General features: G+C 62.8%; 15 protein-coding genes. 10 read left to right on the plus strand and 5 right to left on the minus strand.

All coding sequences use genetic code 11. The annotated features are described in order from the left end of the window. The first annotated feature begins 50 nt into the window (after positions 1–50). From SH412_RS08215 to SH412_RS28570, 7 genes are all read left to right on the plus strand, one after another. Complete coding sequence (locus SH412_RS08215) at positions 51–206, plus strand: hypothetical protein (RefSeq protein WP_336523022.1); 156 nt, start codon at positions 51–53, stop codon at positions 204–206. A 56-nt stretch (positions 207–262) separates the two neighbouring features. Continuing rightward, positions 263–439 carry a hypothetical protein gene (locus tag SH412_RS08220; protein ID WP_336523023.1) on the plus strand — a complete coding sequence of 59 codons (177 nt, stop codon included), beginning with the start codon at positions 263–265 and terminating at the stop codon, positions 437–439. A gap of 315 nt (positions 440–754) precedes the next feature. Next, on the plus strand, positions 755–4,006 hold the full coding sequence (locus SH412_RS08225; RefSeq protein ID WP_336523024.1) for a DUF2920 family protein: 3,252 nt from the start codon (positions 755–757) through the stop codon (positions 4,004–4,006). Positions 4,007–4,279: 273 nt separating this feature from the next. After that, positions 4,280–6,478 carry a tetratricopeptide repeat protein gene (locus tag SH412_RS08230; protein WP_336523025.1) on the plus strand — a complete coding sequence of 733 codons (2,199 nt, stop codon included), beginning with the start codon at positions 4,280–4,282 and terminating at the stop codon, positions 6,476–6,478. A gap of 272 nt (positions 6,479–6,750) precedes the next feature. Beyond that, positions 6,751–7,068 carry a hypothetical protein gene (locus SH412_RS08235; protein ID WP_336523026.1) on the plus strand — a complete coding sequence of 106 codons (318 nt, stop codon included), beginning with the start codon at positions 6,751–6,753 and terminating at the stop codon, positions 7,066–7,068. Positions 7,069–7,661: 593 nt separating this feature from the next. Beyond that, complete coding sequence (locus SH412_RS08240; RefSeq protein ID WP_336523027.1) at positions 7,662–8,759, plus strand: DUF1559 domain-containing protein; 1,098 nt, start codon at positions 7,662–7,664, stop codon at positions 8,757–8,759. 129 nt (positions 8,760–8,888) lie between these two features. Next, on the plus strand, positions 8,889–10,007 hold the full coding sequence (locus SH412_RS28570; protein WP_419555792.1) for a multiheme c-type cytochrome: 1,119 nt from the start codon (positions 8,889–8,891) through the stop codon (positions 10,005–10,007). 135 nt (positions 10,008–10,142) lie between these two features. Here the strand turns inward: SH412_RS28570 and SH412_RS08250 are convergent, their stop codons facing one another. The 4 genes from SH412_RS08250 to SH412_RS08265 all read right to left on the minus strand — a co-directional run bounded on the left by SH412_RS08250 (position 10,143) and on the right by SH412_RS08265 (position 15,967). Continuing rightward, positions 10,143–11,234, minus strand: coding sequence for a tetratricopeptide repeat protein (locus tag SH412_RS08250; protein ID WP_336523029.1), 1,092 nt, complete (start codon positions 11,232–11,234; stop codon positions 10,143–10,145). Continuing rightward, positions 11,224–12,936, minus strand: coding sequence for a CRTAC1 family protein (locus SH412_RS08255; protein WP_336523030.1), 1,713 nt, complete (start codon positions 12,934–12,936; stop codon positions 11,224–11,226). Before SH412_RS08255 ends, SH412_RS08250 begins: the two co-directional genes overlap by 11 nt. Before the next feature lie 142 nt (positions 12,937–13,078). Continuing rightward, positions 13,079–14,857 carry a CRTAC1 family protein gene (locus SH412_RS08260; protein ID WP_336523031.1) on the minus strand — a complete coding sequence of 593 codons (1,779 nt, stop codon included), beginning with the start codon at positions 14,855–14,857 and terminating at the stop codon, positions 13,079–13,081. A gap of 9 nt (positions 14,858–14,866) precedes the next feature. Next, the gene (locus SH412_RS08265) at positions 14,867–15,967 is read right to left on the minus strand and encodes a tetratricopeptide repeat protein (RefSeq protein ID WP_336523032.1); all 1,101 of its coding nucleotides are present in this window, start codon (positions 15,965–15,967) and stop codon (positions 14,867–14,869) included. A gap of 518 nt (positions 15,968–16,485) precedes the next feature. On the opposite strand from SH412_RS08265, the gene SH412_RS08270 reads away from it, so the two are divergent. Next, the gene (locus SH412_RS08270) at positions 16,486–17,652 is read left to right on the plus strand and encodes a multiheme c-type cytochrome (protein WP_336523033.1); all 1,167 of its coding nucleotides are present in this window, start codon (positions 16,486–16,488) and stop codon (positions 17,650–17,652) included. Positions 17,653–17,826: 174 nt separating this feature from the next. After that, positions 17,827–19,998 (plus strand): exo-alpha-sialidase, encoded by a 2,172-nt coding sequence (locus tag SH412_RS08275; RefSeq protein ID WP_336523034.1) that lies wholly within the window; start codon positions 17,827–17,829, stop codon positions 19,996–19,998. A gap of 198 nt (positions 19,999–20,196) precedes the next feature. Here SH412_RS08275 and SH412_RS08280 read toward each other — a convergent pair whose 3' ends face one another. Then, a complete protein-coding gene (locus SH412_RS08280) occupies positions 20,197–20,610 on the minus strand; it encodes a response regulator (protein WP_336523035.1) in 414 nt (137 codons plus the stop codon). Between the two features lie 126 nt (positions 20,611–20,736). Between SH412_RS08280 and SH412_RS08285 the strand changes: the two genes are divergently transcribed. After that, the gene (locus tag SH412_RS08285) at positions 20,737–21,276 is read left to right on the plus strand and encodes a type 1 glutamine amidotransferase domain-containing protein (RefSeq protein WP_336523036.1); all 540 of its coding nucleotides are present in this window, start codon (positions 20,737–20,739) and stop codon (positions 21,274–21,276) included. Positions 21,277–21,300: the final 24 nt, after the last annotated feature.

The following is a 21,300-nucleotide window of genomic DNA, read 5'->3' on the forward strand; positions in this document are numbered from 1 at the left end:
TTTGACGCAATCGCACCCTGCACCCATAATGCGTCCCGCATCGGTCGGCAATGCGCAATCCGTGGCGCGATCAAACAGAAGAGAGGGCGATCAAGATGGCGGACAAGGGGAAGGGCGACAAAGGCAAGAAGGAACCTCGGAAGAAGCCCGCGTTGACGCTTAAGGAGAAACGCAAAGCCAAGAACGACAAGAAAGGCAACGAGTAACGTCGTTGCTGGCGTGATTTTTTCGACAGTCCAGCGAGTCCCTGGAGTCTGCCGATGTGGACGGTCCCGGTTCCGGACGGCGCGAAGCCAAGCTGCCGCTGGTCTTTCCGGCGGCAGTTCTCCTGCGGGTCTGCTGTTCTATCGGCCACGGCAGAACGACCGCTCACGACTGGTCGCGCCGGGATTCTCCGCTGGCCCTTTGGCTCTTTGCCATCGTCGATCCCCTCCATTGACGCCGCTGCGCCGCATAACGCCGCTGACGGGGCAAGTTTGCCAGCGATGTACCGCAATCTGTCGCACATCCGGCTGTATTTCCTCGACCGGGAGCATTGCTGTCGTGAATTCTCGCAATGTCCCTGATGAAAACGAGGTCTTTCGGATTTCCGGACCGTGAGAGCGCCAGCAGGAAGCCGCGGCTCCCGTTCCTGCACGCAACGACTGGCCTCAATCGATGACGGCGGTTACCTTCGAGAGCAATCAGGGTCCGGGTAAGGATCTATGATCGCCCGGAAACGAACGTGTCATTTGCTCGACATCGGCGGGGATCCATGCGGATATTTTGGGGCGGGCTCCTGATTCTGGCCGCGCTGACGGCCTCTGAAAGTGACGCTCGGGCTGCGAACCCGCCAGTCGGACTGGAACAGGTGCGAGAACGCCTGCAGTCGGGCGAGACGACTCGAGTTGTTTGCTTCGGCGACAGCATCACCGGGGCCTACTACCACACCGGCGGTCTGCGCGCCTGGTGCGACATGCTGGGGCTCGCCCTGGAGCGGATTGAGCCGAATGCCCGGCTGGAAATGATCAACGCCGGCATCAGCGGCCAGACCACGGTCGACGGGCTTGCCCGGATCCAGCGCGACGTGCTCGACCGGCAGCCCCATCTGGTCGTCGTCATGTTCGGCATGAACGACGTGACCCGGGTTCCGCTGGAAACCTTCGTCGCCAATTTGCAGACGATCACGCAGAAGTGCCACGCCGCGGGAGCCGCCGTGGTGCTCTGTACGCCGAACTCCGTCTACGAGAACGCCGCGCGTCCGACGGCGAAGCTGGCGGAGTACTCCGCACGGATCAGGCAGGTGACGCAGGCGGCGGACCTGCCACTTGTGGACTGTTTCGAGGAGTATCGAACGCTTCGCGAACGGGACGAACTGGCGTGGATGCTCCTGATGAGCGACGAGATTCATCCCAACATGCACGGTCATCGACGCTTCGCCGAGCAGATGGCCGAAGTCATCACCGGCCGTCGCATCGTGCTGGATCACGCCCCCCCTCCGCCCGACGCCCTCCATCATACGCTGTCCCGATTACAGGTCGGTGAGAGTGTCCATCTGGTCGCCATGCCGCCGTATGACGAATGGTTCGCGGCGGCGCTCCGTCAACGCTTTCCACAGGCCGAGATCCGGGTGACTGTCTGGCCGACCGAGGCGCAATCGGTTCACGATCTCAGCACCTGGGCCAAAGGGATTCGCGCGTTGAAGCCCGATCTCGTCGTGCCGGCGGTTCCTGCTGCAACTGCAGGTGGCGATGTCGGGAACTTCATTCGCGATTACGAATGGATTCTGAACTGGAGCTTTCCGTTCGGCGGCCGCGCCTGGGACGTCGTCCCCGTCCTCCCCTCGCTGACGGCGGAAATTGCCCCCGACGAACTGAGCAATGCCCGCATCGCTCACGAAATCGTAGCCGGCAAAGACGTCCGCTTCCTGGAACGCACTGCCGGCGATGTCCGCAGCCCGCAGGAGATCCTGGCGTCCTGGATCGACGAGCAGGACCAGACGCGTCCGGCTGCCTGGCCGACGCTGCCAGAGGCCAATGCCACCGTCTCACTCCCGGCACAGGAATGGCCGCAGTGCCCGGGGCCGCGGCAGGTGGCCGTTCGCGTGCATTACCCGGGCGGCCAGCTCGCTCGCGTCACACCGCAAACCGGCGTCATGCTGACTCTGCACAACTGGGGTGGCGAATTCTGCGTCGGCACCGCCGATCCACAATCGCTGGCCGACCAGCTCAACGTCGTCGCGCTGTGCGTCAACTATCTCCAGAGCGGACGAGCCGACTCGATCGACGGCCCCGAGCCTTACGACTTCGGCTATCTCCAGTCGCTCGACGCCCTCCGTGCCCTCTGGTGGACGATCAACGGCCTCCACAGCCAGCAACGCGCCTTCGCCGAAGGACGCGTTTTCGCCACCGGAGGTTCCGGAGGCGGCAACGTGACGCTCATGGCGAACAAGCTGGCGCCGCGCACGTTTGCGTGTGTCGTCGACCTCTGCGGCATGAAACAGCTTAGCGCCGATATCGCGTTTCATCTTCCGGGAGGGAGCGACCTCAACGCCCGCTGGAGTCGCGATCCCGCCAGTTCCAGCTATCTCAGCCCGGACGATCAGGATCTGCGGTTCCTTGGTCACCCCGAGCATCTCCAGACGATGCACCGCCTCGGCACGTCGTCCCGCACTGTCATCGTGCACGGCGTCGACGACGCCAAGTGCCCGTTTCCCGACGCCCGCGAGCTCGTCGCCAACCTGCAGGCCGCCGGCCTTGTCGTCGAACCCCACTTCGTTACACCGGCCAATGTCGACGGCAAAGTCTTCACGGGTACCGGCCACGCCCTTGGCAATCTGACTGAAATCGTCTTCCAGGTTGCGGGAGAATTTCTCTCGGCGGATGGTCCGCGCCGGCTGGTCCGCGCCGGACGGAGCGACTTCGACCGGCGCGACGAGCTCGTGCAGTACCGTGCGCCGGGCGGACAGTTCGTGATTTCTTACGCCGCGGGCTATCCCGTCGGTCGATTTGAGCCGGATCCGCCCCCCGCGCATTACGCAGACCACCAGGATCTCAGTATTGTCATCGATCAGTACGGCCAGCGGAGCAAGATTCAAACCCCCGAGGACTGGCAGATCAGGCGGCAGCAGATTCAGGACAACCTGCAGACCGTGATGGGCCGCCTGCCCGGCGCGTCGTTCCGCGTGCCGCTCGATGTCCGTGTCCTCGTAGAATCGCGAGACGGCAAGATCATCCGCCGGAAACTGAGTTTCCAGAGCGATCCGTTCGATCGCGTGACCGCCTGGCTCCTCGTGCCGGATATCGCCGCGGGAAAGCCGAGTCCGGCGGTGCTCTGCCTGCATCAGACGATTGGCGCAGGGAAAGACGAGCCCGTCGGACTGGCCGGTTCGCCCAACATGCACTACGGGCGCGAGCTGGCCGAACGGGGCTACGTCGTCCTGGCTCCCGACTATCCCTCGATGGGCGAGCACGCGTACGACTTCGCACAACATCCCGAATTCCCCAGCGGCAGCCTGAAGGCCGTGTGGGACAACATCCGCGCCGTCGATCTGCTGGCGACGCTGCCGGAAGTCGACCGCGACCGGATCGGCGTCATCGGTCACTCCCTCGGTGGACACAACGCCCTCTTCACGGCGGTCTTCGAGCCTCGTTTAAAGGCGGTCGTCTCCAGTTGCGGTTTCACCAACTTGCAGAAGGACGACCTGCCGAGTTGGACCGGTCCCCGCTACATGCCTCGGATCTCCAGCCTGTTCGGCGCCGATGTGCGCCGACTCCCCTTCGACTTCCACGAAATTGTCGGCGGACTGGCCCCCCGGCCCTTTCTGGCGTGCGCTGCGACGGGTGACGACGACTTTGATGTCGAAGGTGTTCGCGATGTGATGGCCGCCGCCCGTCCGGTCTATCGCCTGCTGGGGCAACCCGACCACTTGCGGGCCGAATACCCCGACTCAAGCCACGATTTCCCGACGGCCACTCGCCAGCAGGCGTACCGGTTTCTGGACCTGCACCTCAAGGCGAAGGAGTGACGACGGTCGACGCTGCGACAGGGGCGCCGGGACAAGCATCGCCGGCGCGATCCGTTTCTGAACCGCTTCACTCTCCTCTGATGTCTCTGGCCTCGCATCGGCCGCTAACCGGCTTGCCAATCACCGCCAAAACCTGCAGAGTTCCCGGAATCGCCGAACCCTGGTTTCGATGGGCGGCTGCGACTTCCAGCTTCTTGCCCGGCAATCGGACTGGCCTGCTGCACTTACCCGGCCTCTCGAGCGATTGGTCGCTCGGTCCCGTGGGATGTTCGAATGACTCGCGCTGCAATGATTCCCAACGAGAGGCCGCCGCATCGCCGGTTGATCACCGCGGCAATCTGGCTGTGCGCGATCCTCACGGCCGCCCATCCTTTATCGTCAGACGGCCTCTGGTGGGAGCTCAGCAAGGGACGAGCGTTCGTCAGCGGCAGTTGGAATCCCACGGCAGACTTGATCGCCGGAACCGTCGGTGCTGAAGCGGACTGGCTCAGCGGCGTGATTCCCTATCTGGTCTTTTCGTGGTTCGGACTGTCCGGCCTGATGTGGCTCAAATTGGCCTGCGTGCTGGCGATCACCGGCCTGTTCCTGCGCCGCGTTTCCCGGCCCAGTTTGACCGGATCGTGGTTATGGAATGGCGTCCTGCTGGTGACGACACTGATCGCCGCCCGTCAGGCATGGGAACCTGGCTCCGTATTCTTCGACACTCTCGGTCTTGTGCTGGTCTATCTGGCCGCAGAGCAGATCGCGAACCGGAACAGCAGCGCTCCAATTGTTGTCGCGTTGCTGCTGCTGTGCCTCTGGTCGAACTTCGGCCCGCGCTGCATCGTCGGAATACCGGTCGTCCTGATCAACCTCTATCGTCAACCACAGAAGCCGGTCGTCGGGCTGGGGTTCACGTTCCTGATGCTCGGCGCCTGCTGCCTGACACCCGCAGGGTGGCGAACTCCGCTCGATTCGCTATGCATCACGGTTCCGCAAACGATCGAAAGGACCGAGATTCTGACGATGGCGGGCTGGCATCCCTGGTGGGATCGCCCTGCCCGGTCGGATGCCATCGCATTTGTCGGACTGAGCGCAGCGTATGTCCTCGCCTTGCGGAGGAATTTCTCGGCCCGCATCCTGTTTGTCCTGTTCGTGGCCCATGCTCTGGCCGCCGCGTCACCGGACAATCTGCCAATGGCGGCGATCTGGATTGCGCTGGTTGCGACCTCGAGTTCCATTGTCCCGGCAGTGCCGCCGGCGGCGGCGTGTCGAATTCAGTCTCGCTCCCGCACTGGCGCCCCCCAGGCTCCGGGAAGGGACGAAACGGCGGAACCAATCCGGCCCGGCCAACCCGTCTGGCCGATCCTGGCGACCGTCGGTGTGGTGCTCTGCGCCAGCTTCGCGGCAGTCCGCCCGTGGGACGACTGCGGCAGCGGCCTCGGTTGGGGAATCGATCCCCGAATCGGTCCTGACGCCTTCGCGGCTTCGCTCGCCGAGGTCTCCTTCGAGGGAAATGCGCACTGCGTTGGCCTGCGAGAGGCCGGGCTGCTGAGCTGGCATGAGGCGCGGGCGATGCGTCCCTACGACACTCCGACCACTGCGTTGTTGAATCGACGCCTGAGAGAGCATGTTCTTTTAACCAGAGACCTGTCGGACCGCTGGCAGATTCCGCACCGCCGGGCGGACGGAAGCTGGGGTGGATGGTGGACGGTCCTGCGTGACCGAGGCACAACGGCGCTGGTGGTTCCATCGGAAGATTTGCGGCTCGTCGAGTCGCTCGAACCGACGATCTGGAAACCTCTGTCGCTGAATGCCGTCAGCCTGGTTTACGGAAAGGCGGGCGACCCGGGATGCACTCGCCAGATCGTTGAAACGCTGTCCGTGCGTCAGATGGTCGATCGCGGCGTCTGGACCTATCAGCCTTCGAGCGAGGAGAGTTCCAGTACGGTCGAGTTTCTCGCGTGGTTTAGAGAAGGCTCAACGACGTTCCAGGGCCTTCGCCTGGCGCGAGTCTTTCGTGCAATGCAGATGCATATCGGGTCTTTGAAGGTCCTGCATTCGCTTTCCGACAGCTCTCAAGACGCGGTTCGCGAAGAGTTCTACGCGAATCAACTTGCACTCGGCTATCAGGAACGACTCCGTGTCGGCAGGAGCAGTGAGCTGCGTCTCCGGTCAAGCCTGCTGGCTGGCCCTCGAGACTCGATTCGCCCGGAGGTTCAGGAAATCTTGAGCTGGCCCGCTGCCCCGGATGTCCCGCCCGACGATCGATTCAGGCAGGCGATTCGGTTGTATGTCGAGCGCGATATCACGGCGGCGCTGGCAGAGCTGCCCGAGGATCGACCGGAGGCACTGTATGCGAAGGCTCAACTGCTGCTGGAAGCAGGCGAGCCGCGCACCGCACAGACGGTTCTGCGAGACTTTCTCGAGAAATTCCCGGACCATCGATTAAGTGCGATGGCCCAGATACTGGCGGCGTCGCTGGTGTTTTGAGGCAGTCGTGTTTCTGGGTCGTGGAGAGCGTCATCTCTTCACGGCTGACGCGCCGGCCCTTCAAAACGCGTCATCCATGCGACGAACCGCGTGAAACTGGCGATACAGGGGGTTGCCGAGGGGACGGGAGTTGGATAAAACCTAACATCGACGGAATGGTGAATGTCGATCAATTGGACAGCCTTCGCTGGCAGGCAATCAGAGACAGACTCTGTTCTACGGAACCGTGCCGGGCAAGCTCGGATCTCCCTCCCTGAATGTGACTTCTGGCCTTGGCGATGGACGTCGCGGCGCCTCTTGGAGCGACCGACGCCGACACGATGGAATTCATTCCGGCTGGCATCAACAGCCGAGCCACGGATATTCGGAACTTTTGCTTCGTCGACGTGCGTACTCTGAAGGGACCGACCGTGAGTTTGATGAAATCGACCTGTATTCTTGTGTTCTCGGTATTTGTACTGAGCATCATCGGCTGCGGGAAATCCAATCCGAACGCCAATGTCCCGCCGGAAAAGATCGCCCCTGCTCCCCAAGATCTGGGGAACGACCCCGAATACGCCAAGCAGTTCGGCGGCAAGGGCAAGAAGTAGACGCGCGCGCAGCGTTCCCTGCTGCCAAGTCCGCTCCGGCGCCAGTCGCAGGACCCGCGGCCCGGGGCGATTGCAGCCACATCATGGGCCGCGGTTCCGTGACGTCAGCCTTGCAGGTGGGCTGGAATCATCTCGCGCGGCAAGCCCCATCAGGAGAATCAACGGCGACACGCATCAATGTGCCTTTCATGGTAACAGCGACTTGCCACTTTTTCCCGATCATCGTGCCCAGCTTCCGAATCCTGATTCCGCAGATCGAAGTGACGGAGGAATTGCATTGCAGGAATGTCGCGATACATCGATGTGTGCGTGCTCCGTCTCCTACTGCAACGACTTCTGCATGGCATGACTCCAATGCCACTCATTGGAGGTGGGCGGATTTCAGCTTCTGCCAAACGTCAAGATTCGACTTTTGTGGAACGATTTGTCTGGAAAATGGCGAGGCCTGCCGATATAAACGAGGCCAGATGGGTCAAGTTCGGCCAGAATTCCTCAGGCCATTGTCAGCCGTTCGGCATTCTTTCTCTGTGGCCCGCGGTCGGTTGGGACTTAACCTGCACTTCTTTTTTATCTCTTTTCTGACGGAGTTCGCCATGAGTTTTCAAACGCAGAGGTCCAGGCGCAGCCATTTGTATGGCTTTACGCTGATCGAGCTGCTGGTGGTCATCGCGATCATCGCAATCCTGATTGCGCTGCTGCTCCCCGCCGTGCAGCAGGCGCGCGAAGCCGCTCGGCGTTCGCAGTGCAAAAACAACCTGAAGCAGGTCGGGCTGGCGCTCCACAATTACCACGACACGCACAACGTCTTTCCCCCTTACAAGACGTGGAACAACGGTCAGGATTGCGCGGGCGGTCCGGACGGCTGGACCAACCAGGGGGGATATAGCTGGCGCGTCATGATCCTGCCGTTCGTCGACCAGGCAGCAGCGTATAACAAGATTGACTTCATCAATCACCATTCGCAGGCGACTTGTCCGGGATCGACGAATTCGTGGGGGACGTTCAACAACAACGTGATCCCGGTCTACATTTGTCCGTCCGACGAAACTCCGCCCAGCAACGGGTCCTCGACCGGAGCGAACTATGCCGGTGTCGTTTCGGCAAGCGCCCAGGCGAAGTTGGGGTTTGCTACGACTTCCGGCTCGATCACAAGTCCGCGTTTGAAGGCGTTTTTCCAGATGGACAACGTGGGCGCCACCCGCGTTTCGATGACCGATATCAAGGACGGGACGAGCAACACGATCGCCATCGCGGAAGTTTACCGTGGTCGAGTCACCGCAGTCAGGGGCGGCGGCTCTTACGGCCTCCAGCAGGGACGGTGCAGCCGTTGGATGGTCGAAGGAAGCTGCGGCGTCACGGGAACTCTCGGCCGCGGCGGCACGCTCGGTTCGATGTCCGGCGGGTTTGAAGCCAGCGGCGGGAATCCCGGCGGACTCCTGCAACTCGGTGCGACTGCCGGACAGACCGGCGATGGCGGTCCGAACGACAACCGGGCCGATCAGGTAAGCTGGAATGGCGAGAACGACGAAGGCGTGCACGATGGCTTCCGTCCGGCGTCCAGCACTCACACCGGCGGCGTTCATATCCTGATGGCCGACGGCTCCGTCAAGTTCGCCTCGAACAACGTCGACTCGAACATCTGGAACGCCGCGCACTCGCGAGCCGGCGGCGAGGTCCAGGGCGAGTTCTAATTGACGGTTGACGTCTGATGAAGTTCAGCCGTATTCCAGGCACGCTCTGCTCGCGCAGAGCGTGCCTTTTGCCTTTGCAGGTCGCGAACGATGACTCGGATGACAATCATCGTTGCTGGCCTGATGGCCATGCTTCTGTTCGGCGTCTGGTGGGGCTATTCGCTGAGTCGCCAGAATCGGAGCGGCGTTCTCTCTGCGAGCGCGCCCGAGCTTTCGAGCTACTCATCCGACGAGTTTGTCGGATCAGCCGCTTGCCTGCAGTGCCACCGTGAAGTTGCCGCGGCCTACGAAACCAGCGGGCACGCTCACACCTTTCATCTGACCGCTGAACTCGACCTTGCCCGGCAACTGGCGGGCGTCGAGTTCGCAGATCCTCGACGTCGCCGGAACCTGCGGTATCACTTTGATCGCGAGGGACTTGCGGTTTCCCTTCCGGCCGTCTTCGGCGAGGAGCAGTTCCCGCTGACGTATGCCCTCGGGTCCGGAACGCACGCGGTTTCGTTCCTGACGCTGCTGCCTCATCGGGAGGGGGGCACCGTCGGCCTCGAACATCGGGCCACCCACTACAACCAGCTCCACGGGTTGGGACTGACCGTCGGTCATCCGGATCGCTCGGAGCCCGTCGAAGAGGTCGAGCACTTCGGCCGCGTTCTCGATGGGAAGAAGCTGACGGATTGTCTCGGCTGTCACACGACCCGATTCGCGATCGAAGATCACCAGTTGACCGGCCTGATTCCGCACGTTGGCTGCGAAAGGTGCCATGGTCCCGGAAGGGATCACATCGCAGCGAAGCGCGCCGGCCTGGAAGGCCCCGATATCAGTTCGGCCCATCGCTGGCCAACCGCCCTGGACGAACTTCGCGCGTGCGGCGAGTGCCATCGACTTCCCGAGTCGTTGAAACCCTCGGAACTGGTCCGGAGCTCTCGAATCCTGCCTCGATTTCAACCGGCAGGGCTGATGCAAAGCCGTTGCTTCCTGGAATCCGAGGGAGCGCTTCGATGCACGACCTGCCACGATCCGCATGCAAAGGTTTCCAGCGACGCCGCTTACTACGAATCCATCTGCCTGAACTGTCACCGTTCGCAGTCCGCCCCCGACTGCCCCCAGAGCCGTTCCGACTGCATCAATTGCCACATGCCGAAAGTCGCATTCGAGGGCGTGGCTGCCTTTCACGACCACTGGATTCGCGTTCGGAACGACGAAGACCCGGCACCGGTTCCCTCAGAGCCCTCTCCCGCTCTGCCGTGATCCGGAATGCTGCTGCCGATCTCCGAGGGAGTTCCCGGCAGCTCCCGGCGCTGCGTGAATCCGGAAAATCGTTCTCGGATTCCGACGACGAAACTCGCTACTCCCGCAAGCCCGTCCGGTCGCTTCTCCGGCAGGTCAGCGGGGAGCCGAGTCTCCGCCGGGCGCTTGAGGTTGCCTCGGTTCGACCTTCTTGCGCGACTCCTGCACCAGCCTTTCGACAGTCCGATAGTGCTTCCGGGACTCCTCCCGGTCGCCTGCCAGCGCGGCGGCACGCGCCAGGGCGCCCAGATAGCGCACCGTGCTCCGATGTGCGTTGAAGATCTCTTTGAGCCGCTCGTAAGCGGCTTGCGGCTGGCGCTCGTATAAGAGCATGTCGGCTTCCAGAATGCGGCAATCGACATCCTCCGGCTGAATCTGCTGGGCCTTCGCAATGAAACTTCTGGCGTCTGCGAATCGACCCTGATCGCGCGCAATCGTGGCCAGGATCCGGAGCGCAGAGACCTCGCGAGGGTTCGCATTGAGGCACCATTTCGCCTGAACCTCGGCAGTCTCCAGGTCGCCGATCCTGTTGGACGCGTACGCCAGATTCAACCTTGCATCGTAAGAGCCGGGATCGATGGCGATCGCCGCCTGCAGAGGCTCAATCATCGCGGCATAGTCGTGCAGTTCGTCGTGAATTTCTGCAATCAGCAGAAACGTCTGGGCGCGATTGGGGGCCAGCCGCGCAGCCGCCAGCGCATGGGGAAGCGCAGACTCCGGGATCCTGTCGCGAAAATACAGTTCCGCCAGCGATAGCTGCGCCCCCAGGTTCTCCGGCTGCGCGGCAACCACCTCCCTCAGGGCCTGCTCGGCAGCGGCGGTCCGCCCGGCGACGATCTGGATGATCGCAACCTGCTGCATGGCCGCAATCCGTTGCGGGTCGGACTTCGGTATCCGAGCGAGAATCTCCAGGGCCTCGTCCGGCTTGGACTCCCGCAGCAACGATGCCAGTCTGAGCCGTGCGTCCGACGATTCGGGGGCGGTCCGCAGATGGGCCCGCAGTGCGGTCGTGGCGGCCGCGCGATCTCCGCGCTCCAGTGCAGAGGATGCCTCGGACAGATAGTCGGGTGCAGCCGTTCCGCAACCGGCGACCAGCAGCGCGCCGATCGCCGCGAGGGCCATCGCAAACGTCGGTCGTCGGCCGCCAGCGACGTCCCGGCCACGCCTCGCAGTTCCGTCAGTTTGCAAGGCCGCGTCCCTCGATCAGGTTGTGCGTCTGGCCGGCACGCAGCGATTTCCAGGATTCTCGGGCTCCCGACGGCCACCGGATCGACACGACATCCGCCTGCATGGCATCGCTGAGACCGACAGGAATTCGTCGGTCATCAGTCGCAAGATACCCCTGACTTCCCTGGCACGACCGCACGATCGTGCGGTCGCCGATGCGCACTTCGACTCGCGCGCCGATCGCATCGCGATTGCTGGCCGTCCCCACGAGCCTCAGAGTCAAAGACCGGCCGGCAGCCTCGTCAAGATTCTGCAGCAAAGCCGCGGGACCGTTGAGATGCAGCACGGCAATATCCAGTCTGCCGTCGCGATTGAAGTCGGCCAGTCCCGATGAACGCCCCACGATCGCCCGTTGAAAATAGGGACCGGCCTCGGCGGAAACTTCCTGGAACCGGGCTCCCCGCTGATTCCAAAAGACCTGCGGCAGTTGTGCAAACGGCTCGCGCCGGTCGAGCTCGGGGGGATACGACTGCACGTGCCCGTTCGCGACGAACAGGTCGAGCCAGCCGTCGTTGTTGGCGTCCACCAGCGATGTTCCGAAGCCCAGCCGCTGCCGACTGGGGGCGGCCAGTCCAAACTCGGCGGTCACGTCCGTAAAGGCGACCCGATCGTTTCTGTAGAGGGTGTTGGTCTCATTGAAGTAGTTGGTCACGAACAGATCGGTCATTCCGTCGCCGTCGACGTCTCCGGCTGCCACTCCCATCCCAGCCTCAGCCACGCCAAGTCCGTTCACGGCCACCCCCATCAACAGGGCATCGTCGGTGAATGTTCCATCCCCCGCGTTGATCCAGAGCTGATTGTTCACGGTGTCGTTGGCGACGTAGAAATCCTGATCGCCGTCTTCGTCGAAATCGCAGACGACAACTCCCAGGCCGGCGCGCGGGGATTCCGCCAACAGCCCCGAGGCCGCGCTGACGTCGTCGAACGTGCCGTCGCCGTTGTTGCGAAGCAGCAGATCGTATTCATGCTTCTGGTAGCGCGGGTGACACCCGCCGGGATAGCGTCGTCCGAGTTCGACGTGGCTGCACAGCGGATAGTCGGCGCGGTCCAACTGCAGGTAGTTGGTCACGTAGAGATCCAGATCGCCGTCCCCCTCAATATCCGCCCACGTACAACTGGCCCCAAACCGCCCGTCATTCAACGCCGGCTGACCGACGACTTCCGTCCAGGTGCCATCCCCGTTATTCCGGTAGAGGCTGTTCGGACCGAAGCTCGTGACGTACAGATCCGGAAACCCGTCGCTGTCAAAGTCGCCGACGGCCGCCCCCATGGAGTACTCGAAATTCCGAAGTCCGCAGACTTCCGTGACATTCTCGAACGTCCCGTGCCGGTTTCGAAACAACTGGTCGCTGCGAGCGAGATTGCTCTCCTTCCGGGGAGGCCATGCGGCGCCCTGGCACAAGTACACGTCGGGCCAGTCGTCGCCGTCGTAGTCGAGCCAGCCCAGCCCAGAGCCCATGAACAGGTGTAGATGCCGCTCGGGAGTCAGCGGTGCATAGTGCGTGAAGCGAAGTCCCGTCTCCTGGGAGACGTCCGAAAATCGAATTCCCCCGTCCTGTCCCGCCAATTCCTGCGGCAGAACGGCCAGGCACCCGATGAGGAGCAGGAGCCCCGCTTTGCCGCAGGCTCTGTCTCGACACGCGACGTGATTCCATCTCAACATTCTCTCCGCCGCTCAAGAGGCCTCTGTGATTCGCTGCACGGACTGAGCTCCAGATTCAGGTCTCGTCGGTCGCCCGGCCGTGAGATCCCCCTGGTCGCCCTTTTTGCAATGACATTATCCATCCCCGGAAACGCTGCATCATTCACTCGGCGGAACCTGAGAACCTGGTTTCGATGATCCTGTCGTGGCCTTCGATGACCGTGATCTTCCGACCCGCCGCGATGTTCCGGATTTCTTGCCGCTCGCCGCTCGGCCAGTCAATGCGGATCGCGCCCGCCACGGAATCGGCTCCCAGGCCCAGCGTCGTGACTCCACCATGCGACGACAGGTAGCCGGCGTTGCGACACAACAAGCGCACGAGCGTCCCGGATGCGCTTTCGACTTCGACAATCGCCCCTTCGGCCGACCGTGGCGAGGACGTCCCCACAAGCTCCAGTTGAATCCTGTGACCCGGTTCGGCCGACGCGTTCAACAGCAGTGCGGCTGGCGAGTCGATCAGGCTGACCACCAGATCGTCCAGACCGTCTCGATTCAGGTCGACGCGGCAAGCTCCGCGCGCATTCCAGTGCTGCTCAAACCAGAGGCCGGCGCCACGCGATTCCTGGAAGTCTTTCTCGCCTCCGCGCAATAACGTCGGCAACTGAGCCCAGTCCTCGCCCGGCATCTGAGTCACGTGGCCGTTGGCGACGAACAGGTCCGTCAATCTGTCACAGTCGGCATCAAAGGCGATCGCCGACCAGCCCACGGACGGACGACTGGTGCGATCCACGAGCGTCCCCTGAGTGCTGTCGACGAACATCAGCTCTTCTTCCTGGCGGAAGAGGGCGTTCGATTCGTTGGAGAAGTTCGTCGTGAACAGGTCCAGGCGCCCGTTGCGATCGAAGTCCGCACACGCGACCCCCATCGACCCCATCGTTTCTCCCTGCCCGTTGAACGCCACCCCGCTGGCAAGGGCGATCTCCTCGTAAACCCAGTCGGCGGTCCGTCGGAACAGCAGATTGCGGTCGCCATCGTTGGCGACAAAGATCTCGGGCGTCCCATCGCGGTCCAGGTCCGCGGCGACCACTCCCAGCCCGTACTCCCGGTAATTTCCAATCCCGGAAGACTCCGATCGGTCTGCAAAACTGCCATCGCCGCTGTTTTCGAGCATCACGTCCTCAACCGGCCGGTACGAATGAGGATTGCAGTGAATCCTCACGCCCTTCGACTCGCAGAACGGCGTCGGCAAGTCTCTCGAACTGTCGGCGTAGCAGGTGATATACAGATCCAGATCGCCGTCCACGTCAAGATCTGACCAGCAGGCCGTGGCGCACCAGCGTTCGCCGGTCAGTAGTCGCAAGATCTCGGACTCCGCGAATGTTCCGTCACCATGATTCAGAAACAATCCGCTCTGCTGATAACCGGTCAGCAGTACGTCGTCGAATCCGTCGTTGTTCACATCCGCCACGGCGCAGCCATGCCCGTATCCGGTCCACGTGAGGCCGCTGGCCGGAGTCACGGGTTCGAACCGCTCCGAGTTCCAGTTGCGAAACAGATGGATGCGAGAAGTCCGATTGGACGGCCAGCGGACCGGATCGCCGCCGTCGAGGAAAATCAGATCGGGTTGATCGTCCTTGTCAAAGTCGATCGCGCCGACCCCTCCACCGAGCGTCTCTGCAAGGTGGAACTGATCATCCGGGCCGTTGTCGTAGACGAACGCAACGCCGGAATCCTCAAGCGGGCTGAACCGCAATCCGGCGGCAAAGCCCTCCGCCGCGGCTTCAGCGGCGAACTTCGGCAGCGGTTCGGGGCGCACGCCCAGTCTGGCAAACAGCTTCCGATCCGCAGTCCAGACGGACGTGCGATCAATCATCTCGCTCAGAACGAAGCCCGCCGCGACGAGGACGATCATCCAGACGGGCTGCCAGCGACGAGCTCGCATCGGCGCCCCTTACTGGCGAACCGCCTGGAAAATCAGCCGCGCCGCCTCGTCCGCGCCGACGCTCCGGCACGACTCCGCCAGCTCCCCGAGGGCAACGGCATCGTCGCTCACCCCAGGCTGCATTGATCGCTGCACGATCCGAACCACGATTTCGAGTTCCTTGACGTGCCGCTGGAGTTGTTCCGTCCGATGCTGTCGTCGCAATACGTCACAGTAACGCGACCGGTAGGACTTATTCAACGGCTGGCAGTGCACGGCTCTCGCCAGAGCCTCCTCCGCGGCCGGAACGTCCCGTTGCTCCAGGGCGACGAGCCCCCGGGCGAACCAGTATTCGCCACGCATCTCGGTCGGCTCCGTCGTCGGAAGCAGCTCTGCCGCCGCCGACGCGTCCTGCGTCGTCGCGTCAACGACGGCCAGCAGGAGACCGGCCCGGGGATGCTGACTGTACGGCTTGAGCAGCTCCACGCATTCACGGTATCGCCCCATCGCCAGCAGGCATCGCCCCAGCCCCAGCCGCGATCCGACATCCGTTGCATCCGCTTCAACCGCCGCTCGCAGCCACGTCTCCGAGGGTTCGACGCCGCGGCTGTCAATCGACCATAAACCGAGCGACATGATCACCAGGTCGGCGGTGGGAGCCCCATGCTGCCCCCACTGCGTCAGCCGCCTCTGCATTTCCTCGGCATCCAGCCGCAGTCCGCTGAGTGCCACGTACTGACGCTGAATCGCTCCATTCTTGGGAAATCGATCGACACCTTCGGCGAAATACCCGTCCGCCAGGCGAAACAAGTTGCAGGACAGGGCCATCCGCCCCAGCTCAGCCAGCGTCCGCTCCTGGGACTTGCCGCTCGCGTAGTCCGCCAGAGCGAGTGTCAGTGGAATCTCCGGTCGCTGCTGGGCGTGCGACAACTGCAGGAGCACCTCCCGCGCCCGCACGGAATCAGCCTTCCGCCCCAGCGCCGATCGCGCCAGACCTTCCGCGGCCTCCAGCCTACCCTCGTTCCAGGCCGCAGTCGCCTGCTGCTCCAGGTCGCCGACGCTCGGACGCTGCATACGATGTGCTGCGAAGCCGATTCCTAGACAGACCGCAGAAAGCAGGAGCAGCTTCATGATGTCACATTCAGGCGGCAATTGAGTTCACGCGAGGAGCTGCAGTAACATCGTGCATCATCCGGAGCGGCGATCCATTTCATGCATCAGTCCGCATGCAGAACGATGCCGGCGGTTGATGAACCGGGAAATCGGTGCTGTGGCCAACCGACGGAAAAGCGGAATCCTCAAGACATCCGGGGAGATCTATCGGCAACTCGCTCGAATCTACGTCCGCCTAGGCCCAGTGTCCAGGATTCCGGAGCAGGACTCAACTCCGGACTGTCCGGCTTGTGGAGCGAATCTTTGCCAGGAAATGTCAGAATGCTGTCGCCCAGTCGGCGAACGGAACGCCCTCCTTGCAAACCGCGCAGGGCCGATCGGCGCGGCTTGCAGTCCCCCGCGGAAAACCGGAGACTGCCAATGTGAACTACGTCCCTGTCGGGGAGACCCTGCGGTCCGTGCCGACAGACGCTTCTCGCATCCTTTGTGAATTCCTGCGTTCGTCGTATTCGGCAGAGTGTCTGGAGCCCGTTTGCATGCCTCTGCCACGAACATCGAATGGCGTGAGACTGGTATTCGCGGGCGTCGTGATCGTTCTTTGCTGGGGCATGCAGGCGTGGTTGATCGGGCAGAGAAGCGACCGAAGTTCGTTCGACCCCGCATTACGAACTGCCGACGCCGTCGCTCCGGTCGCAGAACGCTGCGCCGCCTGCCATCCGGGCGTTTGCCAGGAGATGGCCGCATCGCCCCATAGCCGCACTCTGAGCGACGGCCACGATCCCCAGATCCTGTCACGTTTCGCAGGGCGTAGCTATCAGTCCGCCCCAGGCGGGCCGACGGTCTCCTTTGAAGACCGGAACCAGCAGCTCTGGATGAAGTCCGACGCCTCGCCCGAGGCCATTCGAGTTGACTGGATGTTCGGCTCGGGTCGGCATGCGATGACTCCGGTCAGCCTGATGGTGAACTCGGACGGTGCGACGGAGCTGATCGAAGGAAGCGTTTCCTGGTTTCCGCCGGGCGAGCTGGGAGTCACTCCCGGCGCGAATCTGACGGACGCTTCGGGAATCGCGCCTCTAGGCGCTCCGCACGATCACGCTACGACTCTGGAGTGCTTTGGTTGTCACGTCACCCACTTGCCTGTCGAGCGGGGACGAATTCGCACCGACGCGCTGTTTCGAGGAGTCTCGTGCGAGCGCTGCCATGCAGGCGGAGAACAGCATGCCCGGGCCATGGAGCAGGGCGGGCCTCTCTCCCTGCAGTCCTGGTCCGATCTGACGCCGCTCGAATCGGTGAATCGCTGCGGCGAATGCCATCGCCGGGCTGACCAGTTGACCCCCGAGGAACTGTCGCCGGAGAGAACCGTCCTCGTCCGGTTTGCATCGGTCGGACTGGCGATGAGTCGCTGTTTTCTGGAACAAGGCCAGCTCGACGGGGGGGAGAAATCCGCCCGGCTGGACTGCCTGACATGTCACGATCCGCATCGCCCCGCAGAAAAGTCCTTTCAGCCGTACGTCCAGACGTGCCTGCAATGTCATGGACCGCAGAAGTCGCAAGCCCGCGAATGCACCTCCCCGCAGTCGGCATCGAATTGTCTAAGCTGCCATATGCCGTCCGTCAATGTCGCGGACAAACTGGTGCTGACCGATCACTGGATCCGCGTCCGCAAGGACTCCGACCCGCCGGCTGCCGCAGAGAGCAACTAAAGTTCCAGGTGAGTCGTGGCAGGGGGGGCGCCGCAGGACCTTCAGTGTCCTCCATTTCTTCGCCGCGGCAGAGACGATGAGTCTCGCCGCAACGACTCGCACTCACGGTCGTTGGCTGGTAGTGTAGCACTTCCTGCTGGACGCTCTTTCCCCGTACCCCGCTGGAGGTCCCTGATGCTCCGCTGTCTGCTCCTGGGACTGGTGCTGTTCCCTGCCTCCCTTCAAGCCGCCGATCCTCCCGCTCGCGGCTACACGATCCCCCTGATCGACCTCGCTCCGCAGACGTTCCGTCAGGTCATCGTCGACCGCGAACCAGGCCAGTACCTCGGCCACCCCACCACCGTCCTCCTCGAAGACGGAAAAACAATCCTCTGCGTCTATCCCAAGGGGCATGGAAAGGGTGCAATCCAGTACAAACGCAGCCCCGACGGCGGTCTCACCTGGAGCGATCGACTCCCCACGCCCTCCAACTGGTCCACCAGCCTCGAAACCCCCACAATCCATCGCGTCGTCGATGCCGCCGGGAAGAAACGGCTCATCGTCTGGTCGGGACTCTCTCCCGCCCGCCTGGCTGTCAGCGAAGACGACGGCAAGACCTGGTCCGAACTCAAACAGGCCGGCGACTGGGGCGGCATCGTCGTGATGGGCTTTGTCGAGGCCCTCAAAACTCCCGGCCGCTATCTCGCCATGTTCCACGACGACGGCCGCTTCTTCAGCCAACCCGCCAACCCGCAGAAGCCGCCGGCCTTCACGCTCTACAAGACCTTCTCCGACGACGGCGGCCTGACATGGTCGAAGCCGGAATCCGTCTATCAGTCCAGCGACGTCCATCTCTGCGAGCCCGGCTGCATCCGCTCGCCCGACGGCAAGCAGCTTGCCGTGCTGCTGCGGGAAAACTCACGTCGCAAAAATTCCCACATCATTTTTTCCGACGACGAAGGAACCACCTGGACCGCCCCCCACGAAGTCCCCGGTTCCCTCACCGGCGATCGACACACCGGCAAGTACGCTCCCGACGGCCGCATCTTTATCAGCTTCCGTGACACCACGCTCGAATCGAAAACCAAAGGGGACTGGGTCGCCTGGGTCGGCAAGTATGAAGACTTGGTTTCCGGCGCCGAAGGCCAGTATCGCGTCCGCCTGATGGACAACCACAAGGGAGCCGACTGCGCCTATCCCGGCGTCGAAGTCCTCCCCGACGGGACTATCGTCACCACCACCTACGGGCACTGGGAGCCGAACGCCGATCCCTACGTCGTCAGCATTCGCCTCAAGCTCGCCGAACTCGACGCCGCCGCAGCGATCCAGGCCATCCAGCTCCCCGCACCCCGACTGCCGCGCGACAACCTGCTCGTCTACCGCGGCCCGGACAACCTGCAGATTCCGGTTAAGAATGTCGACGACTGGCAGAAGCGCCGAACAGAAATCCTCGCAGGCATGCAGGCGGTCATGGGCAAGTTGCCTGGCGACGAGAAGCGTTCGCCGCTCGACGTCAAAGTCGAAGAAGAGTTCGACGGGGGCAGCTACATCCGCCAGCTCATCACCTATCAGTCCGAGCCCGGTGGCCGCGTCCCCGCTTACCTGCTGATCCCCAAAGCCGTCCGCGACGGCAAAGTCCCCCCCGCTCCCGGAATCCTGGCCTTGCACGGCACCAACAACGTCATCGGTCACGGCACGGTCGTCGGAATCAACAACACCACGAATCGACAGTTCGCCCGCGAGCTGGCCGAGCGAGGCTACGTCGTCCTCGCCCCCAGCTATCCGCTGCTCGCGAAGTATCAACCCGATCTCAAAACGCTCGGCTGGGACAGCGGCACGCTCAAGGCGGTCTGGGACAACATCCGCGGTCTCGATCTCCTGCAGTCGCTCCCCTACGTCAAACGAGACGCTCTCGGCGCGATTGGCCATTCCCTCGGAGGACACAATTCCGTCTACACGGCGGTCTTCGACGATCGCATCAAAGCCGTCGTGACGAGTTGCGGCCTGGATTCGTACCTCGACTACTACAACGGCGTCGATCGCGTCTGGCATCCCGAACAGGGGTGGTGTCAGACCCGCTACATGCTCCGTCTGACCGCCTTCCGAGGCCGCCTGCAGGACATCCCGTTCGACTTCCACGAACTGATCGGCGCCCTCGCCCCCAGGCATCTCCTGATCTTCGCGCCGCTCCACGACAGCAATTTCCAGCACGCCAGCGTCGATCGCATCGCCGACGCCGCCCGCCCGGTCTTCAACCTCTACGGAGCTGCTGACAATCTCAAAGTCGAGCACCCCGACTGCCCGCACGACTTCCCGCCCGAGATGCGCGAGGAAGCATACCGGCTCTTCGACCGCGTCCTGAAATAGCCGGAAGAAGAGGACTCACCGCGGAGGACGTGGAGAATACGTGGGAGAAGAGCGAAGTGAGTGAAAAGTGAGTCCTGAAAAACGCAAAGAGCAGGGATGGCGAGACCCGCCGGCTTTTGTCACTTTGCGCTGATCACGACTCAATACTCACTTTTCACTCTCCGGACCTTGTCCTCGTCGCGAACTCCGGATGTCCCGTCAGCCCGTCGCCAGTCTGGCCGACATGGATTCGTCCGCGTAGCTGCTGCGAACTGCATCCGCGAGGCGGCTCAGCAGCATCTGCCGACGGACCGGCTTGCGGAGGACGCTGAAGATCGCGGCGGCCGCGGCGGCCAGTTCGAGTTCATCCGGCTCGCTCGCGGTCACCAGCAGACAGGGAAACTCCAGCCGATGCTCCCGCAGTTCCTGAACCGCCTCCAAGCCATTCAGGCTCGGCATCTGCCAGTCGAAGACGGCGATATGCACCGGCTCGGCAAGTGCGATTTCGACGGCTTCCGCCCCATTTTTCGCCTCGACCAGCTCAAAAAATGGGGACAGCAGTTCGCACAGCACCGCCCGGAACGACTCATCGTCGTCGGCCACGAGCGCCCGGTACTCCATCGGCTGCGACATTCGTCTGATTCCCAGGTAAGCTGGCCGCCGGGAAGCCGGTCTTCTCGCAGCGTTCATCATCCTTTTGTATTGTGGTCGGAAACGGACCCCGCGTAAATCCAAACTGTCCGTTCGGGAGCTGACGCCATGACAATCACCACTCTGCCCGAAGGCTGCCGGATTCTGATGTTCGTAGGCGACGACTACGAAGATCTGGAATTGTGGTACCCGAAACTCCGCATGATCGAAGCGGGCGGGCATGTCGTCGTCGCCGGCCCTAAGGCCGGACAGAACTATACCGGCAAGAACGGCTATCCCTGCGTCGCCGACGCCGCCATTGCCGACATGGAGTCCGCCGATTTCCACGGCGTCCTCTGCCCGGGCGGCTGGATGCCCGACAAACTCCGCCGCGACCCCAAGGTGCTGTTCCTGATCAGGGAATTCGCCGACGCCGGCAAACTGGTCGCCGCCATCTGCCACGGCGGTTGGATGCCGATTTCCGCCAACGTCTACCGCGGCGTCAAAGTGACCGGCTCGCCGGGCATCAAAGACGATCTGGTCAACGCAGGGGCGATCTTTGAAGACGCACCCGTCGTCGTCGACCGCCACTTCGTCAGCAGCCGGAAACCCGATGATCTTCCGGATTTCTGTCGCGGCATGCTGCAGGTCCTCTGTCCGGCCGGCTGACCCCGCAGGGCCGGCTCCGCCGAC

The organism is Planctellipticum variicoloris (assembly GCF_030622045.1).
Classification (GTDB): domain Bacteria; phylum Planctomycetota; class Planctomycetia; order Planctomycetales; family Planctomycetaceae; genus Planctellipticum; species Planctellipticum variicoloris.

Excerpts from the sequence above, each read along its gene's own strand:
- SH412_RS28570 (WP_419555792.1), top strand. The coding sequence starts at position 8,889 with ATGCTTCTGTTCGGCGTCTGGTGGGGCTATTCGCTGAGTCGCCAGAAT.
- SH412_RS08260 (WP_336523031.1), bottom strand. The coding sequence starts at position 14,857 with ATGCGAGCTCGTCGCTGGCAGCCCGTCTGGATGATCGTCCTCGTCGCG.
- SH412_RS08270 (WP_336523033.1), top strand. The coding sequence starts at position 16,486 with ATGCCTCTGCCACGAACATCGAATGGCGTGAGACTGGTATTCGCGGGC.
- SH412_RS08215 (WP_336523022.1), top strand. The coding sequence starts at position 51 with ATGCGCAATCCGTGGCGCGATCAAACAGAAGAGAGGGCGATCAAGATG.
- SH412_RS08275 (WP_336523034.1), top strand. The coding sequence starts at position 17,827 with ATGCTCCGCTGTCTGCTCCTGGGACTGGTGCTGTTCCCTGCCTCCCTT.
- SH412_RS08225 (WP_336523024.1), top strand. The coding sequence starts at position 755 with ATGCGGATATTTTGGGGCGGGCTCCTGATTCTGGCCGCGCTGACGGCC.
- SH412_RS08230 (WP_336523025.1), top strand. The coding sequence starts at position 4,280 with ATGACTCGCGCTGCAATGATTCCCAACGAGAGGCCGCCGCATCGCCGG.
- SH412_RS08285 (WP_336523036.1), top strand. The coding sequence starts at position 20,737 with ATGACAATCACCACTCTGCCCGAAGGCTGCCGGATTCTGATGTTCGTA.
- SH412_RS08255 (WP_336523030.1), bottom strand. The coding sequence starts at position 12,936 with ATGTTGAGATGGAATCACGTCGCGTGTCGAGACAGAGCCTGCGGCAAA.
- SH412_RS08240 (WP_336523027.1), top strand. The coding sequence starts at position 7,662 with ATGAGTTTTCAAACGCAGAGGTCCAGGCGCAGCCATTTGTATGGCTTT.
- SH412_RS08280 (WP_336523035.1), bottom strand. The coding sequence starts at position 20,610 with ATGTCGCAGCCGATGGAGTACCGGGCGCTCGTGGCCGACGACGATGAG.
- SH412_RS08265 (WP_336523032.1), bottom strand. The coding sequence starts at position 15,967 with ATGAAGCTGCTCCTGCTTTCTGCGGTCTGTCTAGGAATCGGCTTCGCA.